This window comes from Trebonia kvetii (assembly GCF_007827045.1).
Lineage (GTDB): Bacteria > Actinomycetota > Actinomycetes > Streptosporangiales > Streptosporangiaceae > Trebonia > Trebonia kvetii.
On sequence record NZ_RPFW01000006.1, the window covers coordinates 628,115 to 644,964 of the forward strand.

20 protein-coding genes are annotated in these 16,850 nt (G+C 69.6%); 14 read left to right on the forward strand and 6 right to left on the reverse strand.

Annotated features, from left to right (window positions below):
* Positions 1–142: 142 nt before the first annotated feature.
* Positions 143–910: an ABC transporter ATP-binding protein gene (locus EAS64_RS31535; protein ID WP_145858937.1), complete on the reverse strand. Its 768-nt coding sequence runs from the start codon at positions 908–910 to the stop codon at positions 143–145.
* 238 nt (positions 911–1,148) lie between these two features.
* Here EAS64_RS31535 and EAS64_RS31540 point away from each other — a divergent pair, with 238 nt between their 5' ends.
* The 5 genes from EAS64_RS31540 to EAS64_RS31560 all read left to right on the forward strand — a co-directional run bounded on the left by EAS64_RS31540 (position 1,149) and on the right by EAS64_RS31560 (position 6,017).
* A complete protein-coding gene (locus EAS64_RS31540) occupies positions 1,149–2,432 on the forward strand; it encodes an amino acid ABC transporter substrate-binding protein (protein ID WP_187366308.1) in 1,284 nt (427 codons plus the stop codon).
* A gap of 3 nt (positions 2,433–2,435) precedes the next feature.
* On the forward strand, positions 2,436–3,323 hold the full coding sequence (locus EAS64_RS31545; protein ID WP_145858941.1) for a branched-chain amino acid ABC transporter permease: 888 nt from the start codon (positions 2,436–2,438) through the stop codon (positions 3,321–3,323).
* The gene (locus EAS64_RS31550) at positions 3,320–4,360 is read left to right on the forward strand and encodes a branched-chain amino acid ABC transporter permease (RefSeq protein WP_145858943.1); all 1,041 of its coding nucleotides are present in this window, start codon (positions 3,320–3,322) and stop codon (positions 4,358–4,360) included. Before EAS64_RS31545 ends, EAS64_RS31550 begins: the two co-directional genes overlap by 4 nt.
* Positions 4,357–5,121 (forward strand): ABC transporter ATP-binding protein, encoded by a 765-nt coding sequence (locus tag EAS64_RS31555; RefSeq protein WP_187366309.1) that lies wholly within the window; start codon positions 4,357–4,359, stop codon positions 5,119–5,121. The genes EAS64_RS31550 and EAS64_RS31555 overlap by 4 nt, the downstream gene beginning before the upstream one ends.
* A gap of 212 nt (positions 5,122–5,333) precedes the next feature.
* On the forward strand, positions 5,334–6,017 hold the full coding sequence (locus tag EAS64_RS31560; RefSeq protein ID WP_145858947.1) for a Crp/Fnr family transcriptional regulator: 684 nt from the start codon (positions 5,334–5,336) through the stop codon (positions 6,015–6,017).
* Here EAS64_RS31560 and EAS64_RS31565 read toward each other — a convergent pair.
* On the reverse strand, positions 6,014–6,685 hold the full coding sequence (locus EAS64_RS31565) for a flavin reductase family protein (RefSeq protein ID WP_145858949.1): 672 nt from the start codon (positions 6,683–6,685) through the stop codon (positions 6,014–6,016). The two genes, EAS64_RS31560 and EAS64_RS31565, sit on opposite strands and share 4 nt — an antisense overlap.
* 114 nt (positions 6,686–6,799) lie before the next feature.
* Between EAS64_RS31565 and EAS64_RS31570 the strand changes: the two genes are divergently transcribed.
* The 7 genes from EAS64_RS31570 (at position 6,800) to EAS64_RS31600 (ending at position 11,907) form a co-directional block, all read left to right on the forward strand.
* Positions 6,800–7,900, forward strand: coding sequence for an LLM class flavin-dependent oxidoreductase (locus tag EAS64_RS31570; protein ID WP_145858951.1), 1,101 nt, complete (start codon positions 6,800–6,802; stop codon positions 7,898–7,900).
* 30 nt (positions 7,901–7,930) lie between these two features.
* The gene (locus EAS64_RS31575; protein ID WP_145858952.1) at positions 7,931–8,473 is read left to right on the forward strand and encodes a YceI family protein; all 543 of its coding nucleotides are present in this window, start codon (positions 7,931–7,933) and stop codon (positions 8,471–8,473) included.
* A complete protein-coding gene (locus EAS64_RS31580) occupies positions 8,466–8,966 on the forward strand; it encodes an ester cyclase (RefSeq protein WP_145858954.1) in 501 nt (166 codons plus the stop codon). The genes EAS64_RS31575 and EAS64_RS31580 overlap by 8 nt, the downstream gene beginning before the upstream one ends.
* Before the next feature lie 481 nt (positions 8,967–9,447).
* Positions 9,448–9,636: a hypothetical protein gene (locus EAS64_RS31585; protein ID WP_145858955.1), complete on the forward strand. Its 189-nt coding sequence runs from the start codon at positions 9,448–9,450 to the stop codon at positions 9,634–9,636.
* On the forward strand, positions 9,621–11,243 hold the full coding sequence (locus EAS64_RS31590) for an ATP-binding protein (RefSeq protein ID WP_145858957.1): 1,623 nt from the start codon (positions 9,621–9,623) through the stop codon (positions 11,241–11,243). The genes EAS64_RS31585 and EAS64_RS31590 overlap by 16 nt, the downstream gene beginning before the upstream one ends.
* Positions 11,213–11,497 carry a helix-turn-helix domain-containing protein gene (locus tag EAS64_RS31595; RefSeq protein WP_222849754.1) on the forward strand — a complete coding sequence of 95 codons (285 nt, stop codon included), beginning with the start codon at positions 11,213–11,215 and terminating at the stop codon, positions 11,495–11,497. Before EAS64_RS31590 ends, EAS64_RS31595 begins: the two co-directional genes overlap by 31 nt.
* Positions 11,498–11,679: 182 nt before the next feature.
* A complete protein-coding gene (locus EAS64_RS31600; RefSeq protein ID WP_145858958.1) occupies positions 11,680–11,907 on the forward strand; it encodes a hypothetical protein in 228 nt (75 codons plus the stop codon).
* 338 nt (positions 11,908–12,245) lie between these two features.
* Here the strand turns inward: EAS64_RS31600 and EAS64_RS31605 are convergent, their stop codons facing one another.
* Complete coding sequence (locus EAS64_RS31605; RefSeq protein ID WP_145858960.1) at positions 12,246–12,749, reverse strand: DNA polymerase ligase N-terminal domain-containing protein; 504 nt, start codon at positions 12,747–12,749, stop codon at positions 12,246–12,248.
* A gap of 159 nt (positions 12,750–12,908) precedes the next feature.
* On the opposite strand from EAS64_RS31605, the gene EAS64_RS43990 reads away from it, so the two are divergent.
* Both EAS64_RS43990 and nhaA read left to right on the forward strand, forming a co-directional pair.
* The gene (locus EAS64_RS43990) at positions 12,909–13,055 is read left to right on the forward strand and encodes a hypothetical protein (protein ID WP_187366310.1); all 147 of its coding nucleotides are present in this window, start codon (positions 12,909–12,911) and stop codon (positions 13,053–13,055) included.
* A gap of 124 nt (positions 13,056–13,179) precedes the next feature.
* A complete protein-coding gene (gene nhaA / locus EAS64_RS31610) occupies positions 13,180–15,078 on the forward strand; it encodes a Na+/H+ antiporter NhaA (RefSeq protein ID WP_246115933.1) in 1,899 nt (632 codons plus the stop codon).
* A 70-nt stretch (positions 15,079–15,148) separates the two neighbouring features.
* Here nhaA and EAS64_RS43995 read toward each other — a convergent pair whose 3' ends face one another.
* The 3 genes from EAS64_RS43995 to EAS64_RS31615 are packed head-to-tail and all read right to left on the reverse strand — an operon-like array spanning position 15,149 to position 16,545.
* A complete protein-coding gene (locus EAS64_RS43995) occupies positions 15,149–15,295 on the reverse strand; it encodes a hypothetical protein (RefSeq protein WP_187366311.1) in 147 nt (48 codons plus the stop codon).
* Positions 15,295–15,456 carry a hypothetical protein gene (locus tag EAS64_RS44000; RefSeq protein ID WP_187366312.1) on the reverse strand — a complete coding sequence of 54 codons (162 nt, stop codon included), beginning with the start codon at positions 15,454–15,456 and terminating at the stop codon, positions 15,295–15,297. Before EAS64_RS44000 ends, EAS64_RS43995 begins: the two co-directional genes overlap by 1 nt.
* A 45-nt stretch (positions 15,457–15,501) precedes the next feature.
* The gene (locus EAS64_RS31615; protein ID WP_145858961.1) at positions 15,502–16,545 is read right to left on the reverse strand and encodes a lactonase family protein; all 1,044 of its coding nucleotides are present in this window, start codon (positions 16,543–16,545) and stop codon (positions 15,502–15,504) included.
* Positions 16,546–16,850 lie beyond the last annotated feature (305 nt).

A 16,850-nucleotide genomic window follows, 5' to 3' on the forward strand; every position in this document is an offset into this window, starting at 1 on the left:
TTCGTGTCCGAGAGCGACCTAAACCCGCGCGTGTGTGACCTGCGGGTTTGCGCAGCGACCTGATCTTGGCTGGGGCCTACGCTAACGGCGGATACAGCATTGCCAGGCCGAACAGCCAGGCAGGCTCACCGGACACCCAGTGTTACTTCGCCTCAATTGCCTGGGCGTGCGCGCCCAGGTAGAGCCGCGCGACCTCAGGGTCGGCGAGGAGCGCACTGGCTGCCCGTACCAGCCGGACCATCCCGGATTCGAGCACCGCGCCGACCTGCGACGCGGCCAGGCCCGAGCGGGCGTTCTGCTCGACGAGCAGCACGGTGCGGCCCGACGCGGCGAGGGTGCCGATCGCGTCGAAGACGAGCCTGCGCGACTTGGGGTCGAGTCCGATTGACGGTTCGTCGAGCATGATAAGCCGCGGGTTGAGCAGCAGCGTGCGGGCGATCTCGACCTGTTTCTGCTCGCCGCCGGACAGCGAGCCGGCGTGCGCGTGCCTGCGCTGCCCGAGGATGGGGAACAGGTCGGCGGCCTCCTCGATCCTGGGCCTGATCACGCTGTGGTCGCGGGTGCTGTAGCCGCCCATGAGGAGGTTGTCCCACACGGTCATGTGCGGGAAGAGGCTGCGGTCCTGCGGGACGTGCACCAGGCCGAGGGCGAGCGTGGCGCGAGGCGAGGCGCTGGTGATGTCCTTCCCACCGAACGAGACGGAGCCGGCGCGCGGCCGCAGCAGGCCGCTCACGCATTTGAGCACGGTCGATTTTCCCGCGCCATTCGGTCCTATCAGGCAGGTCACCTGGCCTTGCCTGACTTTCAGTGATACGCCTTTCAGGATATCCCCCGCGCCATATCCGGCCACGACATCGCTCAGCGATAGCAGTGGCGGCGAGTTATGCTCAGCGGTTTCTGGCGCTGTCATGACGGCTCCTCCGCGCGGGGTCGAAGCAAACGATTGCGCTGATGTTAGGCCAGGCTGAGCAAGGGAGTCAAGATCCCGCCGGTTTGCTGGGCGGGCGGGCGCGTGTGGAATTTTCAACACGCCAACGCCCTCGGCTTACCGTTGTGGAATTTTTAACACCGCCTTGCCTGGGCCGAAATTGTGAGTGAGCGTAACAAGGCACTAGCTGCCATTCTTCGTTATGTACTGGAGGCACAGCATGCGCAGACGCATTGCGTCGAAGAGGACGCTGCCCGCGCTACTCGCGGCCGCGGCGCTCGTGGCGGGCGCGGCCGCCTGCTCCGCACCGGGCCACGCCGGCGGCACCGGCGGCACCGGGGCCACCGGCGGCGCAGGCACGCAGGCGGGCACCAAGGCGCCACTTGTCATCGGCATCTCCCTCTCCCTGACCGGCGACTTCGGCGACACCGGCAAGGCCGCGGAGAAGGGCTACGAGCTCTGGGCAAGCCAGGTCAACAAGTCAGGCGGCATCCTCGGCCGCCAGGTCCAGCTCAAGATCGTCGACGACACCACGAGTGCCACCCAGGTGGTCACCAACTACGAGTCCCTGATCAACCAGGACCACGTCGACCTGGTGTTCGGCCCCGTCTCCTCGCTGCTGACCGTCCCGGCGGCGCGCGTCGCGGCGCGCTACGGCTACGCGTTCATCGAGCCGGCCGGGGGAGCGCCCACAGTGTTCGCGCTCCACCTGCACAACCTGTTCCTCGCGCAGCCGGCCCCGGTGCTCGACCTCGGCGTCTCATTCGCCGACTACATCTTGTCCCTCCCACCAGGCCAGCGGCCGCAGACCGCCGCCTACTCCAGCGTCGACAACCCGTTCGCCGCCCCAGTGGTGGAACTGGTCCGGCAAAAGCTCCAGGCAGCCGGGGTCAAGACCGTGCTCGACCAGACCTACCCGTCGGAGCAGGCCGACCTCGGCCCGGTCGTCGCGCGGGTCGTCGCCGCCAAACCCGACCTGGTGGTCGACGGCACGCAGGGCGAGGACGGATATGAGACCGTCAAGGACTTCGTGCAGCAGAAGCTCAGCCCGAAGATCCTGTTCATGCCCAACGACGCCTCCGACCCGGTGAACTTCCCCGCCCAGGTCGGCATGGGCAACGTCGACGGCATCTTCACTGCCAACGACTGGACGCCGATGGCGAGCCGTCCGGGCAACGCGGACTTCATCAAGGCATACCTCGCCGCCTACGGCGGGACGGCCGGACAGATCGACTCGACGTCGGCCGAGGCGTACGCGTGTGGCCAGCTCGTTCAGGAGGTCGCGCAGAAGACCGGCAAGGTCGACAACGCCACGATCATCGCAACACTGCACGCGGGGACATTCGACACGATCGAGGGCAGCCTGTCCTGGGACGCCGACGGCGCCACCAACGGCACCTCGGGCCTGCTACTCCAGTGGATCAATCACGAGCTCGTCCCGGTCTACCCCGCGGCGGACGCCGCGCACGCGCCGGAGATCGCCAAGCCGGCCTGGGGAGGGTAATCGGTGCACACCTTCCTGCAAGCACTCATTCTCGGCATCCTCACCGGCGGGGTGTACGCACTGATGTCAACCGGCCAGACGCTGGTGTTCGGCGTTATGCGAGTGGTGAACGTGGCGCAGGGCATGCTGGTGATCCTGTCGGCCTACCTGTCCTACACCGTGCACCAGAAGCTGGGCATCGACCCGTTCCTGACGCTGGTAATCGTCATACCGGTCATGTTCGCGGTCGGCGTGGGAATCCAGCTTGCCTTTATCCGCCCGGTGAAGCGGAACAGGACGGAGGCAGGCTTCGAGCAGACCCTGCTGATCATGTTCGCGCTCGCGGTCGGCATCGAGGGCATCCTCGACCTGGTGTACTCGAGCGAATACCGCTCCATCACCACCTCGTACGCGAACTCCTCGTGGACCGTCGGCGGCTACACGCTTTCCGTGGTGCGGGTGCTCGCTTTCGCGCTCGCGGTGGTACTGCTCGGCGCCCTGTGGCTGGTGCTGAACAAGACCGGCTTCGGCCGGGCTGTCCGGGCGACGGTGCAGAACCCGACGTCCGCCCGGCTCCTCGGGGTGGACACGGAACGGATCGGCGCGCTCGGGATGGGCCTGGGCATCTCCCTGGCCGGGGCGTCGGGCGCGGTGTTCGGGCTCATCTACCCGTTCAACGCGAACAGCTCCTACGACCTGGTGTCCCGGCTGCTGTCCATCATCGTGCTCGGCGGCCTCGGCAGCGTCATCGGCGCGGTCGTCGGCTCTCTCGCCCTCGGTGTGGCCGAGGCGGTGGTCGCGGCCACGGTCAGCCCGGTCTGGGCGCCGTTCACCTTCCTCGTCGTGCTCATGGTCGTGCTGCTGGTGCGGCCGCAGGGCATCTTCGGCGTGGTGGAACGAGGTGCGCTATGAAACGGCTCGCACCGCGCGCGGACTCGTGGCTCGTCCGGGTTGTCATCCCGCTCGCGCTGTTCGCCTGCCTGCCGTTCGTGATGACAACGTCGTGGCAGCTGAACCTGGCCGTGCTCGGCCTCCTGTACGCGGTGCTCGCCTCGTCGTGGAACCTCCTGGCGGGCTACACCGGCTACATCTCGCTGGCCCACGCGGCGTTCTTCGGCATCGGCGCCTACTCGCTCGCGCTGTGGACCGGGCCGAGCGCGGCATCACTCGGCGGCTACGGCCCCTTCGTGCTAACGATCCCGATCGGGCTTGCCGTCGGCGTGGCAGCGCTGCCCATCGGCTGGCTGATCCTCCGCACCAGGCACGTGACGTTCGCGATCGTCACGATCACGCTGCTGTTCATGGTGCAGACGCTCGCGTTCAACCTGACCGGCCTCACCGGCGGCTCGCAAGGGCTTGCGGTCGCCGCGCCGCCGTTCCCCGCGTCCTGGTTCGAGCGGCCGTTCTACTGGGCGATGCTGATCCTGCTCGCGCTGTGCGTCGTGATCTTCGAGACGGTGCGCCGGTCGCGGCTCGGGCTGTCGCTCACGGCGCTACGCGAGGACGAGGAGAAGGCCCGCGGCCTCGGCGTGCCGACCCAGCCGCTGAAGATCGGCGCCTTCGCGGTCTCCGTCGCGATCACCGCGATGGCGGGCGGCGTCTGGGCCTACTACCTGACGTTCATCGAGCCGCAGTACGCGATCGACCCGCTCGTCATGGTCGGCACCGCGCTGACCGCATTCCTCGGCGGCAAGGGCACCCTGTGGGGGCCGACGATCGGCGCGCTCATCGTGGTTCCCGCGCAGCAGTACTTCGCGTTCCGTCTCGGCGCGAGCGACCTGTACCTGGTCTCGTACGCGGCGATCTTCCTCGTCGTGATCCTGCTGCTGCCGCGCGGCGTCGTCCCGTCGCTCGGCGAGTGGATCAGGAGCCGTCGGGCCAAGGCATCCGTCGCGTCCGCGACCGCACCCGACCCGCAGCAACCCGCACCCGCTGGAGCGGCCCGGTGAGCGAAACCCCGGCCGGCCGGCATGCGCCGCACCCGCCGCTGCTCGACGTGCGCGGCCTGCACCGCAGCTTCGGCGGAGTGCACGCCGTCAGGGAGTGCTCGATCGCGGTGGCACCGCACACCATCACCGGCCTGATCGGTCCCAACGGGTCCGGCAAGACAACGGCGTTCAACATCATCACCGGGTACCTCGCCGCGACCTCGGGCGAGGTCCGCTTCGCCGGCACGCGGCACCCGCGGCCGGACCCCCGCCGGATGTACCAGGCGGGCCTGACCAGGACATTCCAGCAGGCCCGGGTGTTCCCCGAGTTGACCGTCCTCGAGAATCTGGTGGTGGCGGCGCGCCGGGACGTCCGTGCCCTGTTCGGCCGCCGCGTCACGGACCGGGACCGCGAGCAGGCCATGGACATGCTCAGCGAGTTCAACCTCGCCGAGCACGCGGGGAAGAAGGCGTCGGCCCTGTCCTACGGGCAGCGCAAGCTCCTCGACTTCGCCGCGGCCCTGATCTCCGACCCCCGGCTGGTCATGCTCGACGAGCCGACGGCCGGCGTCAACCCGGTGATGATCGAGACAATGGAGCGGCACATCCGCGACCGGCACGACCGGGGCGTGACATTCCTGATCGTGGAGCACGACATGAACTTCGTGATGCGCGTCTGCGACCCGATCATCGTGCTGAACCAGGGCGCCCCCATCGTGGCCGGCTCCCCGGCGCAGGTACAGGCCGACCCGAGGGTCCTGCAGGCGTATCTGGGTGACTGAGTGAGGCGCCGGGGCGGGCGGTGCGGGAAAGCGCCTGACATGGCCCGCCCCGGTTCGTGCTTCGCGCACGAACATCAAGATCAAAGCAGCGAATCCCGAACGGGAGCGGCTTACTCACTCAGCCAGAGCGATTTCGTGCAGTCGTGCCTGGCCAAGTCTGCCAGGTCAGGTGCATGATGCCCGAGAGAAACAGGTATGGGTCTGGAGTTTTCATGGACAAGGTTCTCGCCGGAACAGTGCTGTTCCAGGGACTGCCCGCCGACGCGGCGGAGCGGCTATACGCAGTCGCGGAGTGCAGCGACATCCCGCGCGGCGACGTGATCTTCCGCCAGGGCGAGCCGGGCGCGTCGATGTACGTGATCCTGCACGGGAAGGTGCGGATGACCCGGCCAGCCGACCCGGGAAGGGAGAACCTGCTCACGCTGCTCGGTCCCGGTGACCTGTTCGGTGAGCTGACGCTCTTCGATCCCGCACCGAGGAAGGCCACCGCGACCGCGATCACGGACGTGGAGATCGCGGAGTTCACCGCGTCGGCCATGAAGGAGTGGCTTGCGGCGGAGCCCGAGGCGGCGTGGCACTTCCTGCGGCTGCTCGCCAGGCGGCTACGCCGGGTTAACGACACGCTTGAGAACCTGCTGTTCGGCGACGTGCCGCGGCGGGTGGCCCGGACCCTGATCGATATGGCGGAGCGGTTCGGCGACCCTGTGCCAGACGGGGTGCGCGTGCATCACGACCTCACACAGGAGCAGCTCGCGCAGCACATCGGCGCGTCGCGGGAGAGCGTCAACAAGGCCCTCTCCGAGCTCGCGGCCAGGTCCATCGTGCGGCTTGAGCAGAAGACCGTAGTGATCCTCGATATCGAGCGGCTGAAAAGGAAATCCGGCTCGTCCGGTTAACCGACGGGAAAACCGGAATAGGCGCGCCTGAAATACATCAGCGGGCTGACGTCGAGCCGATGCGCGCCGTCGAGGATAAGGCCCATCACGATGGCGTGATCGCCGGCGTCGACCACCTGGTAGAGCTCGCATTCCGCGTGCGCGACGATGCCTTCGAGCAGCACGGGCAGGCCGTGCTTGCCGGTGGCCCACTCGACTCCGGCGAACTTATCGCGCACCTGACCCGCAAAACGCGACGCGAGGCGCTCGGCGTCGGCCGCCAGGACGTTGACCACGAACGACTTGCGGGCCCACAGGGCGGTCAGCGTCCGTGAGCCCAGCCCGACGCAGGCCAGCAGCAGGGGCGGCTCGCACGAGAGCGAGCAGAGGGTTCCGCAGGTCATGCCAAGCGGCTCATCGTCCGCGCCCGCCGTGGTAATCACGGCGACGCCGGTCGGGAGCGACGCGGCCAGGGAACGGAAATGATCGGGTGCGACGCCGTAGCCGGCCAGGTTGACCGGGGCTGACATCGACATGCAATCCACGAACGCCGAATTTTTCCACGCGCTCATATCGTCCTCCGTCCGTCTGATATTGCCTTGCTGCAGCCAGCATGAGGCGGGTGCTTCTCGGCCGGCAAGCGTGTGTGCAGAAATACACGGCGAAATCAATTGTGCAGAACTGCACACGCTTTCCTGTTGCCCGTATGCGAAGCGCGCTGTTGAATTTGAGGTGCCAACAGGCTGGCCTGGTGCGGCGCGGATCAATTCAACGCGCTCGTCCTATCACCGAGGGAAACGTTTATGCGATTCTCGATTTACCTGAACGCTCAGTCGCCCGGCCCCGCGCACGACCTGGACGTCATCGACGCCATCACCGCGCAGGCCGTGCTCGCGGACCGGTCCGGCTTCGCCGGCGTGTGCCTGACCGAGCATCACTTCACCGGCTACAACACCTACGGCAACCCGTTCACCTTTGGCGCGTACCTGGCGCCGCAGCTCCAGAGCGCGCACGTGGTGCTGTCGGTCGCCGTGCCTGCGCTCTGGAACCCGATGAACTTCGCCGAGGCGGTCAACACCCTCGACCTGCTCACCCGCGGCCGGTGCGTGATCGGCGTCGGCACCGGCGGGTCGCCGCAGGAGTACAAGGGCCTCGGCCGCGACCCCGTGCAGCGCAATGCTCTCATGGAAGAGGTCATCGACATCGCCCTGGCGGCGATGGCCAAGGAGGATGACGACCCGGAGCTTCCGTACTCGACATCGCACTCGGCCGGCGTGCTGACTAGGCGGATCATGCCGGGTTCGTATACCAGACCGCATCCCCGCTTCGGGCGGGCGTCGCTGTCCGACGAGGGAATCGTGAGCACCGCGAGGCGTGGCTGGGCGCTGATGACCGCCCGCGAGGCGGCGCAGGAGACGGCGCGGAAACTCGCGCTCTACCACGCGACGCTGGACGCGGCCGGGCACGACGGGGCCACGCTGGCCTTCTGCCGCGAGTGGTCGATGGTGCAGAAGATGATCTACGTCGCGGAGTCCGACGAGCAGGCGATGGCGGACGTCGACGAGCCGCTCAACTACCTGGCCGCGCAGTCGTCAAAGTCCTTCGGCGGCAGCGCGGAGGGCGCGGGGTTCAAGAACAGCATCGTCGGCGTCTCCGCCGTCGACAGGGAAGGATTCCTGAACAAGGCGATGATCGTCGGCGGCCCGGAGACCGTGGCGAAATCGATCGCCGAGTACCAGGCCGCCGGGGTCGACCACCTGACCCTGGTCTTCATCTACGGCCAGCTCAACCCGGCGTTGGCCGCCGCGTCGCTGCGCCGGTTCATCGACTCGGTGATGCCGAGGTTCTCCGGCCCGGTCGCCGCCGCGCGCGGCGTCGCCGCCTCGCACGCGTTCAGCGACTGACCAGCCCCGCCCACGAGAGGACATTCACTCATGACAACCGCACCACTTGAGCCTGGCACCTGGACCATCGACGCGGCGCACACCCTCGTCGAGTTCGCCGTCCGCCACATGACCGTTGCCCGGGTGACCGGCCGGTTCGCCGCCGTCAGCGGCGAGGTGAAGGTGCCAGACGGAGACCCGCTCGCCGCCACGGTAACGGTCTCGATCGACGTGTCGAGCGTGGCCTCCGGGCACCCCAAGCGGGACGAGCTGATCCGCTCGGCCGACTTCCTCGACGCCGCGAAGTTCCCGGTCATCAGGTTCACCTCCGAGCCGGCCGAGGACGGCGCCGACGGCAACTGGAAGATCCCCGGCGTGCTGACCATCAAGGGCGTCAGCAGGCCGGCCACCCTCATCGCCACGTTCGGCGGCGTGATCTCCCACCGCGGCGCGACCAGGGCCGGGTTCTCCGCGACGACGACGATCAATCGCAAGGACTTCGGCGTGTCGTTCGGCGCGCTGCTCGACACCGGCGGCGCGGTGGTGTCGGACACGGTGACGATCAGCCTTGAGGTCGAGCTCGTCCATGCATAGCCTCGTCTCCGCCCTGCTCCCGACCGGCACCGACCCGCGGTCGTACACGGCCGAGGAGCAGGCGAACATCGAGACCGTGCTGCGGCTGCGGTCGGCGCCGTTCAGCCAGCGGAAGAAGTACATGCACCCCGCGATGGTCCGTCACCGCTGGGGGTTCGCGTCGCTGGCCGACATCACCGGCATGAAGGACGGCGCCGGCTACGACGCGCGGACCTGCTCCGATCGGGTTGACACCATCGAGGACCTGATCGCCAAGGGCGATCGGGTGTGGGCCGTGTGGACGATGCGCGGCACACACACCGGCCAGCTCTTCGGCATCCCGGCGACCGGCAGGCCGATCGAGGTGCTTGAAACCGGCATCTGGCGGCTCCAGGATGGCCTAGTCTCCGAGGCGTGGTTCTTCGGCGACGAGCTCCGGCTGCTGCGCCAGCTCGGGGTCGTGCCCGACCCCCTCGTCCGTACGGCCGCCACACTCGGCCCGCCCGTGCCCTGAGAGTCGTCGTCTGGTGGGCATCGGCGCTGCCGTGGCGGCGCAGGCCACGTTGGCGTTCGCGGGAGAGGTCGCGGCCGGCCGGGTTCCGTCAGTGCGTGCGATCCGTGCCCGGCTGCATGTCGGCCAGTCGCGGGCTCGGCGGTTGCGCACGTACCTGACAGTGCTCTGCGGCACTCAGCAGTCAGGCGCTGCCCGCGAATATCCGGAAGCCACCCCAAGGATCTCGTCGGCCGCCTGAGGAAACCGCCCGAGCGGAGAATAACCGTCTAGGCGCGCGTGGAGATCGGATTCCCGAGGACTTCGCAACCGCGCCCATAACGGTCATTATCCGGAGCCGCCCCTGTCTACGCCGCGGCCGACCAAGGCGTCTGCGTCGTTGACATGGCTAGGGACAGTGACCGTGCCGGCGCCGCCTGTGGTAAACGCCCGCGCGGCCAGCGTGACCTGTACGGCCGCTACGGCCTGCGGTTAAGGTACGGGCGTGAGGGACTCTGCGGTGACCGCGGCCGGTGGCGTGCGTGGTTTCCCGGGTGTGCTGACGCGGTTCATCGGCCGGGACGGGCCGCTGCGGGAGGTCGCGGGGCTGCTTGAGCGGTACCGGCTGGTGACGGTGACCGGTCCGGCGGGTCGGGCAAGACCCGGCTGGCCGCTGAGGTGGCCCGGCGGGTAGCGGGGGAGTTCGCCGACGGGGCGTGGCTGGTGGAGCTGGCGCCGGCGCGGGACGCGGCCCAGGTCGCGGGGGTGGTGGCCGCGGTACTTGGGGTGCGCGAGCAGCCCGGTGTCCCGGTGGCGGAGGCGGTGGGCAGGGTGCTGGCTCGCCAGCAGCTGCTGCTGATGCTGGATAACTGCGAGCATGTGATCGGCGCGGCGGCGCAGTTGTGCGCCGGGCTGTTGGCTGCGGCCGATGACGTGCGGGTGCTGGCGACCAGCCGGGAGCCGCTGGCGGTGGGCGGGGAGGCCCGGTACCGGCTGGGGCCGCTGTCGCTGCCCGGCCAGGATGGTGATGTGAGCGGGTCGGAGGCGGTGGAGTTGTTCACCGACCGGGCCCGCGCCGCTGGTGTGGGCCTGCTGCTGGATGAGCAGGCCGCTGCGGGAGTGGCTGAGCTGGTGCGGCGGCTGGACGGGATGCCGTTGGCGATCGAGCTGGCGGCGGCGCGGGCCGAATCGCTGGGGGTGGGCCAGCTGCTTGACCGGCTCGATGACCGGTTCGCGCTGCTGGCCGGCGCGGACCGGCTGGCACCGCCCCGGCAGCGGTCGCTGGCCGCCACTGTGGAGTGGAGCTATCGGCTGCTCGCTGAGCAGCAGCAGCGGGTGTTCCGGGCGGTGTCGGTGTTCCCGGCCGGGTTCACGCTGGAGGCGGCCGAGGCGGTGGCAGGTGACGCGGCGGCGGCGGTGCTGCGGCTGGTGGACTGCTCGCTGCTGGCCCCGCCGTGCACCGGGCCCGATGGCCGGGCCCGGTATTCGATGCTGGAGACGCTGCGCGCCTACGGGGCCGGGCTGCTGGCCGAGGCGGGCGAGCGGGACCAGGCGGCTTCCGCGCTGGCCGGGTGGGCGGTGGGGGTGGCGGAGCAGGCCGCCGCGGGCCTGCAATCTGGCGCGGAAGAGCGGCAGGCCGCGCGCTGGCTCGAGGCCGAGGATGCCACCATGCGGCAGGTGCTGGCCTGGAGCGTGGCGCACGATGCGGGCGCGGCGCTGCGGCTGGTGGCCGCGCTGGGCTGGTGGTGGCTGCTGCGAAACGGGCTGCGCGGTGTCTACCCGCTGCTGCGTGCTGCCGTAGGCTGCGCCGAGCCGGGCAGCGACGGGTGGTGCACCGCGCAGGAGTGGGCCGGCTGGGCAGCGCTTGACTCGCCCGGCGCGGCCGAGGCGCTGGGGCATTTCACCGCGCTGCGCGACGCGGTGGCGGGCCGGCCGCCATCCCGGGCGCTGGCTGAAGCCCTCAACGGCCGGTCGTTTGCACTGATGGCACAGGACCGGCTCGCCGAGGCAGCCGAAGATGGCCGCCGTGCCCTGGCCGTCGCCCGCGCGGCGGGCTATCCAGACGGGCAGGTGCTCGCCCTGGCGCAGCTCGCCCAGGCCGCCGCGGCCGCCGGCGAGGTAGCTGAGGCGGTACGGCTAGTGTGCCGGTCCCCTGAGTTCAAAGGGCATCACACGAGTGGTTTCGCGTCCCAGTTTCCGGTTCCGGGCTTTCGCCGGGCTGGCGGATGCGTTCTGCTGAGGGCATGCCAGATCCGAGACTGGAGCCGCTGGTGCTGTCGGAAGACGAGCGGCGCATTTTAGAGAACTGGGTCAAGCGGCGCAGTACCGCACAGGGCCTTGCGCTGCGGGCGCGGGTCGTGCTGGCCTGCGCCCAGGGCGGCAGCAACGTCGCAGTCGCGGCGCGGCTGGGCGTCGACCGCAAGACGGTCACCAGGTGGCGGGCGCGGTTCTTGCGCGAACGGCTGGACGGGCTGCACGACAAGCCGCGCCCGGGGGTTCCGCGCACGATCACCGACGCCCAGGTGGAAGAGGTGATCGTGCGGACGAAGGCCTGATCTAGCACCCGAACCCGCCGCCTGTCCGCGGCCCCTTGAAGTCACGTGTGGGTCATTTGCCCCCGGCCGCCGCCGCGCGCGAAAGGGGTCACCTGATCCCTGCCCCGCGCCTGTCCGGGCGGGCGAACCTGCCTGGTAAAGGCCCAGCTACCAGGGCCGCTCCGGACAGGCAGGAGAAGGTCATGTTTATCAATCCGGACCTCGGTACCCAGCTCGCCTGCCAGCAGCAGCGCCAGGTGCTCGCAGAAGCCGACCAGCACCAGCGCCACCAGCGTGACATAGCAGCCAGGACCCCGGGCGTTACCACGGCGTCGGCACCCGCCAGGCGACTGCGTCGGCTAGCCGCGGCGGCAGCCGCGGTCATCGGCGGCCGGCTGGCCCGTGCGGCCCGAACGGACCAGGGCGCCTGAGCTACTCACGGCTCGACGCGTATCTTGCGCTGCTCCGCGGTTTCTCCCCTACCGGGCGCGAGCGGCCGCCCGGGCCGAGTCGGCAACCGCATCGCAAGTTAACCGGCCAGCGGCGCCTGGGCCCTGATATCACTCGATAGGGATTCCTTAGGTGCGGTTATCCCGGCAACGCTCGTGTTCAACAGGTACTGGTTACTGGTCTGGGTGCGGAGGCTGATATCAAGCCGGGCAAGGTCCACATCCGGATCGGTGCACTTGAGGCCCGCTTTCCGGCCATCTTCCCCTGTGGGGAGGGCAGCGGCTTCGCCGGCACGTGGTGTGCACGCCGGTCGACCGCACTAGACCGTGCCGCTGCGGGGACTCCTCAAGGCGCGCGTGCTGGGCCCGGCCTCTGCGGCGACCTCCTTCCATGTCCTTCCGGTGCGCACGCTCTCCGGACGTTCGGCGACGATGTCGGAGCCAGGCCGCGCAGTTGCGTCCCTGGTCTTAACCAAGATCCACCGGCGCTCGCCTGTGCGAGTCAGAGCGAAGCCCCCGGCCAGCTTGCTGCCGTGGAGGGTGAAGGCCAGGTGGCCGGGCTCATCGCGGGTGATCTCGGCGAGTCCCTCATCCCAGATGATCACAGCGCCGCTGCCCCGCGGCTGTCCGTCGTGCACCCCCTCGAACCCGCCGGCCGACAGCTCATGATCCTCGACGGGAACGGCCAGGCGCCGCACAGCGGGATCGAGCGACGGTCCCTTCGGGACGGCCCAGGAGCGCAGCACCGCGCCGGCCTGGATGCGCAGGTCGAAGTGGAGCGTCGTCGCGTCATGCAGCTGCACGACGAATCGCGTGGAAGGCACAAAGTGACAGTAGCCTCCGGCCGCCGGCGTACATGCAGCTGGTCCCAGACCAGCGGTGGTAGTCCCGCCCGTCGGCGACCAATGGAGGTCTCCTTCGCAAGCGGAAGGCCTACCGGCTGTCGCGCGTGCGGGAACCGCAAGCTGAACTACGCCATCCACATGGCCGCGGCTATCCTGGTCGACCCGGCCGACCGGCCTCGGCCATCGGCAGGCAGCGCCGGCCGCGCTGCGCGCAGGCAGGCCCCGTGCGGTATCACGGGCGTGCGCCTGCTGCGCCGCGCGGCGCAGTTCGACGACGTCGGCTGATAACCCGGCTGGCAGGCACTCCAGTTAGCATGGCCTTTTCCGGGGGCCGGGCAGCTAGCCCCGCGCCTGGCGCGTTCCTGCTGGCCAGCGCTGTGCGGGTCGCCGCGGCCGTGAGGAGGATGCCGTGCCTGAGGATGGGCCCCCGGCTGCAGTGCACCCGTTTTCCGGGCGGACCGCGTGGGCGCGGAACCTGCAGACGCCGCTGCAGGTGTTCCTGCGCACGGAAGCCGGCAGCGCGGCGGTGCTGCTGGGCACGGCGGTGGCCGCGCTGGCCTGGGTGAACATCAGCGCGTCGTCGTATGAGGCCGTGTGGGGCGCCCGGCTGTCGGTCATCCTCGCCGGAACCGGGGTATCGCTGGACCTGCGCGAGTGGGTCAACAGCGGGCTGATGACGTTCTTCTTCTTCGTCTTCGGCCTGGAGGCCCGCCGCGAGTTCGACATGGGCGAACTGCGCGAGCGGGCCCGGCTGGCGCTGCCCGTCGCGGCCGGCCTGGGCGGGCTGGTCATCCCCGTGACTATCTACCTGGCCTTCAACTCCGGCGGCCCGGCGGCTCATGGCTGGGGTGCGGCCATGTCCACGGACTCGGCGTTCGCGCTCGGGACGCTGGCGCTGACCGGGCCGCGCTTCCCCGGCCGGGTGCGCGCGTTCCTGCTGTCGGTCGCGGTCGTCGATGACCTGATCTCGCTGGTGGTGATCGGCGCCGCCTACAGCAAGGCCGTCGTGCTGGCCCCGCTGGGCATCGCGACCGGGATCTTCGCCGTGATCCTGCTCCTGCGCCGGGCCGGGGTCCGGTCCGGGGTCATCTACGCGGCTGCGGGCACCGCGGCGTGGGTCGCGGTCCTGGAGTCCGGCGTCGACCCGGTTGTCGTCGGCCTGGTGATGGGGCTGCTGACCGTCGCCTACCCGGTGGCCCGGGCCGACCTGGAACGGGCGAGCGACCTGTTCCGCAGCTTCCGCGAGCAGCCAACCCCCGGCCTCGCGCAGTCAGCGCGCGCCGGGCTCGCCACGGCACTGTCCCCGAACGAGCGGCTCCAGCAGCTCTACCATCCCTGGACCAGCTACGTCATCGTCCCGCTGTTCGCGCTCGCCAACGCCGGCATCCCGCTCAGCGGCGCCTTCCTCGCCCGCGCCTACACCTCCCCCGTCACCCTGGGCATCCTCATCGGCTACGTCGCGGGCAAGCCGCTCGGCATCACCGGCGCGTCGTGGCTGCTCACCCGCCTGAGCCGGGGACGGCTCCGGCCGCCGGTCGGCTGGGCCACCGTCGCCGGGGTCGGCACGATCGCCGGAATCGGCTTCGCGGTGTCCATCCTGATTGCGACCCTCGCGTTCACCGGCACCCAGCTGCAGGAAGCCAAGCTCGGCGTCCTGTCCACCGTGCCGGCCGCGCCGGCGCTCACCTGGCTGGTCTTCCGCGCCGCCGGCCTGCTGCCGGCCCGGCTGCAGGTCCGCGCACTGCTCGGCACCGCGCAGGTCATCACCGACCTCGGCGCCCCGGTCGACCCGGCCCGCGACCGCATCCGCGGCCCCGCCCGGGCGCCGGTCACCATCGTGGAATACGGCGACTTCGAGTGCCCCTACTGCGGCCAGGCCGAGCCTGCCCTGCGGGAACTGCTCGCCGGCCACGGCGACGTCCGCTACGTCTGGCGCCACCTCCCGCTCAACGACGTCCACCCGCACGCTCAGCTCGCCGCCGAGGCCGCGGAAGCGGCCGCGGACCAGGACGCGTTCTGGGAAATGCACGACCTGCTCCTGCAGCACCAGGACGCCCTCCTGCCGCGCGACCTGGCCCGCTATGCCGGCGACCTCGGGCTCGACACCGGCCGATTCGCCGAGTACCTCCGCAACCGGGCCGGCGACGCGCGGATCGCCGAGGACACCGACACCGCCGACCTCAGCGGCGTCACCGGCACCCCCACCTTCTTCGTCAACGGCCGCCGCTACTACGGCAGCTACGACATCACCGCACTCACCACCGCCGTCCTGGCCGCCAAAGCAGCAGCCGCCGCCGCCCGCCGATGACCCCAGGTGAACCGCCTACCGCCGCCACCGCCCCGCGGGAGATCGCCTTCGCGGTCACGCGGGCGAGAGGTTAGCTGTGCGGAGGGCCCGTGAATGCCCTGTTCAGCTTGTCGTGCAGATCCGGGTCGGCCAGGTGCCAAGCCTGCCGTTCGGGCTGATCCGCCAGCTGGGCCGCCAGCGCCCGGTGGGCCCGCCGTCGGTCGGCATTGGTGGACATCAGGACTCCCCCGGCTCAAGGTCCTTGCGGGCCTTCTTATGCGCCACGCCGAGCAGCTGGATGACGACGTAGAAGATGGAGCAGGCGGCAAAGGTCAGGAAGATCACGCTCACCGCCGCACTGGTGAACTGGCGCCCGACGGCGGCAGCGCGTACTGGCAATGTTCTTCGCTGTCAGTTCGCGCTGCCGCCTCGAAGCTGTCACCGCTATCTTGATAGCCCGGTGACGACGATGCCGAACGGCGCTGAGCCGGCCGGCACCGATGTCGGTGAGGATGGCAGCTCGGTCAGGCTGCCGTTGCGGACCTTGAACCCACTTACCTTGCCGGCTCCGGTGCCAACGACATAGAGGATCTTGCCGTCCGGGCTGAGCCGGGCGTCCTCAGGGCCTAGGCCGGTCGGGAAGTTGAACACGGTGCTGCCCAGCAGTCTGAGCGAGCCGTCGCGGCTGATCGCATAGCTGGAGATGCTGGGAACTGCCGTGTTGACGGTGAACAGGAATCGTCCGTTGCGCGTGATCTCGACCCAGCAAGGCGCGGTCTGCAGGTCGGCGAACGGGGAGGCTCCGATGGAAGTCAGGGTGCCGTCGGCCGCCACGCTGAAGGCCGAGACGGTACCCAGGTTGGCTCCGGCATGTGCGTTGGAGACGAACAGCTGGCCCGGGTTGGTGGGCCGGAACTCGCTGCCGAACGGGCCGGTCGCCTGGGCCGGGAACGGCGAGCCCGGCGCGGGCGTCAGCAGCCCGCCGGACCCGACAGTGAACGTGACGATCTGCGAACTGTCGACCAGCGTTCCCGCGAGCACGGCGCCGGTGGCGTTGAACAGGACGTCGCCGGGCAATGATCCGGAGGGCAGGGTGACCGTGGAGCCCGCAAGCGGTGCCAGCACTCCCGCTGAGTTGATCGTGAAACCGGTGAAGTCCGGGGTTCCGCCGGCGTTTGCGACGTAGACGAGGCTCTGGTGCACGGCGATGCTGACGGGCATGGTCCCGCCGGAGGAAACCGGGCTGCCGGCCAGGCTAAGCCCGCCGCCGGACCCAATCTTCAGCACTGATACCTGATTGCTGCCGGCGTCGACGGCCAGCAGGTACCGCCCATCGCTGGTCTGCTGGAGCGCGCCCTGCGATCCGATGCCCGACCCCGTGCCGGCACCGCCAGCCGGGAACGGCGAGCCGGGCAGCGGACTCAGACTGCCGTCGGCGTGCCGGAGGAAGCCGGCGATGGTGTTGGTCCCGGTCGTATTGTCGTTCACGTATACATATCCGCACCGCTGACCGTCCCCGCATCCGTGGCCGTCTCCGGCACCGACGGCCGTCGCGCTGCCAGCGGCAGCGATGGACCCGGCAACGCCCAGCCCGAGCAGCCCTGACGCTGCAATGATTGCCCTGATTCGCCTCATTTTATTTGCCGCTCCTTAAAGGTCGGTCTTTTGTGGACGCGTAAACTGCTCTTTCGGCTCGCCATTGAAGGGCGACGGCGCCAATATTATGGCTGCAGGTAGCAGGGGGGGCTACTCCTGAACCATGCAACCGATCGCGGCCAGGGAATAGGGTGGAA

What these genes read in the sequence shown, in the direction of transcription:
- EAS64_RS31600 (WP_145858958.1), top strand. Translation starts at nt 11,680, where the DNA reads ATGTTTATCAATCCGGACCTCGGTACCCAGCTCGCCTGCCAGCAGCAG.
- EAS64_RS31540 (WP_187366308.1), top strand. Translation starts at nt 1,149, where the DNA reads ATGCGCAGACGCATTGCGTCGAAGAGGACGCTGCCCGCGCTACTCGCG.
- EAS64_RS31560 (WP_145858947.1), top strand. Translation starts at nt 5,334, where the DNA reads ATGGACAAGGTTCTCGCCGGAACAGTGCTGTTCCAGGGACTGCCCGCC.
- EAS64_RS31535 (WP_145858937.1), bottom strand. Translation starts at nt 910, where the DNA reads ATGACAGCGCCAGAAACCGCTGAGCATAACTCGCCGCCACTGCTATCG.
- EAS64_RS43990 (WP_187366310.1), top strand. Translation starts at nt 12,909, where the DNA reads ATGGCCGCGGCTATCCTGGTCGACCCGGCCGACCGGCCTCGGCCATCG.
- EAS64_RS31580 (WP_145858954.1), top strand. Translation starts at nt 8,466, where the DNA reads ATGCATAGCCTCGTCTCCGCCCTGCTCCCGACCGGCACCGACCCGCGG.
- EAS64_RS43995 (WP_187366311.1), bottom strand. Translation starts at nt 15,295, where the DNA reads ATGTCCACCAATGCCGACCGACGGCGGGCCCACCGGGCGCTGGCGGCC.
- EAS64_RS31570 (WP_145858951.1), top strand. Translation starts at nt 6,800, where the DNA reads ATGCGATTCTCGATTTACCTGAACGCTCAGTCGCCCGGCCCCGCGCAC.
- EAS64_RS31550 (WP_145858943.1), top strand. Translation starts at nt 3,320, where the DNA reads ATGAAACGGCTCGCACCGCGCGCGGACTCGTGGCTCGTCCGGGTTGTC.
- EAS64_RS31575 (WP_145858952.1), top strand. Translation starts at nt 7,931, where the DNA reads ATGACAACCGCACCACTTGAGCCTGGCACCTGGACCATCGACGCGGCG.